This is a genomic window from uncultured Campylobacter sp., assembly GCF_937949835.1.
Classification (GTDB): domain Bacteria; phylum Campylobacterota; class Campylobacteria; order Campylobacterales; family Campylobacteraceae; genus Campylobacter_B.
This window is the reverse complement of sequence record NZ_CALEDC010000233.1, coordinates 1-3,613: the sequence shown is the minus strand read 5'-3', so window position 1 is coordinate 3,613 and position 3,613 is coordinate 1. Positions and strand designations below refer to the sequence as shown.

Here is a 3,613-nt window from a genome sequence, read left to right as displayed (position 1 = left end):
GCCATATATACGTGCCGCGCTAAATTCTAAACGGGGGATTATAGCTAAATTTATCCTCCGCGCAGCTTGCGGAAATAGAATTTACGCTCAAAACGCAAAGTCGCGTGTGGTAAAATTCACACAGCGAGCGATCGATGAAAATTTAAAATGAAATTTGCGCTGCGCTCGGCAGGAGGCAGTAAAATTCCTTATATTTGGCAGAATGCGCTGAAATTTTATGTACCGCGATGTCACAAGTCATAAATAAAATTTCGCTACGTTGAGTTTGGATGCGTATAGCGGTTGAGGCTTTGTAGTGGCTAAATTTTATTATCCAGGCTTGTTATGATATGAGGTCTTTTCATATTGTGGTACGTGCATTTTAAATTTCTTAATTTTCGCGCATTACTGTCATTTGATATTTGGGTTAGAATTTCAAGTTAGACGGCTAAATTTGCATTTAATCTCTACCCACTGCTTTGAGATCTGCGTTTAAAGTACGCAAAATTTTATTTTCAAAGCGGCGAAAGAGCCCGTCTCAAATCGTCCTCAAGGCTCGCCTCAAACCGCCAGCAGATCGCGCTTGTCGCTCGCCTGCTGTGATAAAGCTTTAGAATTTTATTCGGTTTGCGAAGCATTTAAATTTTTAAGCAATAAATATGTAAAATTAGCGAAATTTGATAATTCCAAAGGACGAAAAATGGCAAAAGTTATGAAAACGATGGACGGAAACGAGGCGGCGGCTTACGTCTCATACGCCTTCACCGAGGTCGCGGGCATCTATCCGATCACGCCTAGCTCGCCTATGGCGGATTACACCGATATCTGGGCGTCGCAGGGCAAGAAAAACCTCTTCGGCATGCCCGTTAAGGTAGTCGAGATGCAAAGCGAGGGCGGCGCGGCGGGCACCGTGCACGGCTCACTCCAAGCGGGCGCGCTTACGACGACGTACACCGCATCGCAGGGGCTTTTGCTAAAAATTCCAAATATGTACAAGATCGCGGGCCAGATGCTTCCGGGCGTCATTCACGTCGCGGCGCGCGCGCTTGCGGCGCAGGCGCTCTCCATTTTCGGCGATCATCAAGACGTCTATGCCTGTCGCCAAAGCGGCTTTGCGATGCTTGCAAGCGACAGCGTGCAGGAGGTGATGGATCTAGGCGGTATCGCGCATCTTGCGGCGATTAAGGGGCGAGTGCCGTTTTTGCACTTTTTCGACGGATTTCGCACGAGTCATGAAATTCAAAAGATCGAGGTGATGGACTATGCCGAGTTTGATCGCTTGCTGGATCGCGAGGCCGTACGTAAATTTAGAGAGGACGCGCTAAGCTCCGAGCATCCTAAAACTCGCGGCACGGCGCAAAACGACGACGTGTATTTTCAGACGCGCGAGCTAGCGAATAAATTTTACGACGCGCTTCCGGACATCGTCGCGGAGTATATGAGCGAAATTTCAAAGATCACGGGGCGGTCGTACGCGCCTTTCGTCTATTACGGTGCAAGTGAGCCGCAGCGCGTGATCGTCGCGATGGGCTCGGTCAATCAAGCCCTTGAGGAGGTGGTCGATCATCTAAACGCGAAGGGCGAGAAGGTAGGCGTGCTAAAAGTGCATCTCTACAGGCCTTTCAGCCTCAAATATCTCTTCGCCGCGATGCCTAAAAGCGTGCGTAAAATCGCCGTGCTCGATCGCACGAAGGAACCGGGCAGCCTCGGCGAGCCGCTGTATCTGGACATAAAAGCCGCATTTTACGGGCGCGAGGACGCTCCGCTCATCGTGGGCGGCAGGTATGGGCTAAGCTCCAAAGACGTTGATCCCGCGCAGCTAATCGCCGTGTATGAAAATTTAAAGGCGGACGAGCCTAAAAACGGCTTTACGATCGGCATCGACGACGACGTGACGCATCTGTCGCTACCCGTGGGAGATAAAATTTCGCTCGGCTACGAGGATGAGACCGAGTGCTTGTTTTATGGCCTTGGCGCGGACGGCACCGTGGGCGCGAATAAAAATTCCGTCAAAATCATCGGCGACAAGACCGATCTTTATGCGCAGGCGTATTTCGCCTACGACAGCAAAAAATCGGGCGGCTACACGCGCTCGCACCTGCGCTTCGGCAAAAGACCGATACGCTCGACCTATCTCGTCTCAAATCCGCATTTCGTCGCCTGCTCGGTCGCTGCGTATCTAGACATCTACGACGTCATCGGGGGCATCCGAGAGGGCGGCACCTTCCTTTTAAATTCCATCTGGGATGCCGAGCAGACGGTGGCAAAGCTTCCAAACAAGGTTAAAAGAATTCTAGCCCAAAGACGGGTAAAATTTTATATCCTAAACGCAACTAAGCTGGCACGCGATATAGGGCTCGGAGGCCGCACCAATACGATCATGCAATCGGCGTTTTTCAAGCTTAGCGGCATCATTCCGTTTGAGCAGGCGCAGAGCTATATGAAGGAATACGCCAAGAAAACCTACGCCAAAAAGGGCGAGGCGGTCGTGGCGATGAACTGCGACGCGATCGATAGGGGCGCGGATGCTTTGGTGCAGGTAGCGATCGATCCCGCGTGGGCAAATTTAAAAGATGACCCAGCGGGCGCGGACGACAAATACAAGGGCGACGATTTTATAGAAAAGATCGTAAAACCGATGAACGCGGCGCGCGGCGATAGCTTGCCGGTCTCGGCGTTTTTGGGGCACGAGGACGGCGGGTTTGACGCGGGCACGACGCGATTTGAAAAGCGCGGCGTAGGCGTCACGGTGCCTAAATGGATCGAGCAAAACTGCATCCAGTGCAACCAGTGCGCCTTCGTCTGCCCGCACGCCGTAATCAGAGCGTTTTTACTAGATGAAAAGGACGAGGCCGCCGCGCCTTTAAATTTAAAAGATCACCTACTAGAAGCCAAGGGCAAGGAGCTAAAGGGGCTAAAATATAAGATCCAAGTAAGCCCGCTAGATTGCACGGGCTGCGCGCTTTGCGCCGAAAACTGCCCGAGCAAGGAAAAATCGCTCGTCATGGTGCCGCTTGAAGAAGAACTCGCAAAAGGCGAGCAAGAAAGCGCAGACTTTTTATTCGAGCACGTAAGATACAAAGACGATTTGATGGACAGATCGAGCGTCAAGGGCGTGGGCTTTGCGCGCCCGTATTTTGAATTTCACGGCGCATGCCCAGGCTGCGGCGAGACGCCGTACATCACGCTGATCACGCGACTTTTCGGCGATCATATGATCGTAGCCAACGCCACGGGCTGTAGCTCGATCTACGGCGGATCGGCGCCTTCGATGCCGTACCGCAAGGACGAGAACGGTCGCGGCGTCGCGTGGGCGAACTCGCTTTTTGAGGATAACGCCGAGTTCGGGCTGGGAATGAAGATCGCAAGCGAGACGCTGCGCCATAAGATCGAGGATCTGATGCTAGACTCGCTCTCAAGCGTGCCAAACTCGCTAAAGGCGCTTTATAACGACTGGATCGAAAACAGAAACGATACGCTAAAATCCGCTCAGATTAGAGATAGGCTGGTGCCGCTACTAGAACAAAATTTGGACGCGCCCGGAGTTCGTGAAATTTTAGAGCTGAAGCAGTATCTAAACAAAAAATCGCAGTGGATCATCGGCGGCGACGGCTGGGCTTACGATATCGGCTAC

General features: G+C 52.0%; 1 protein-coding gene. It reads left to right on the top strand.

Annotated elements, in window-relative coordinates; genetic code table 11:
* Positions 1–679: 679 nt before the first annotated feature.
* Positions 680–3,613 (top strand): pyruvate:ferredoxin (flavodoxin) oxidoreductase (gene nifJ / locus Q0256_RS05295; RefSeq protein ID WP_297960796.1); only part of this gene is annotated, 2,934 nt, incomplete at its 3' end.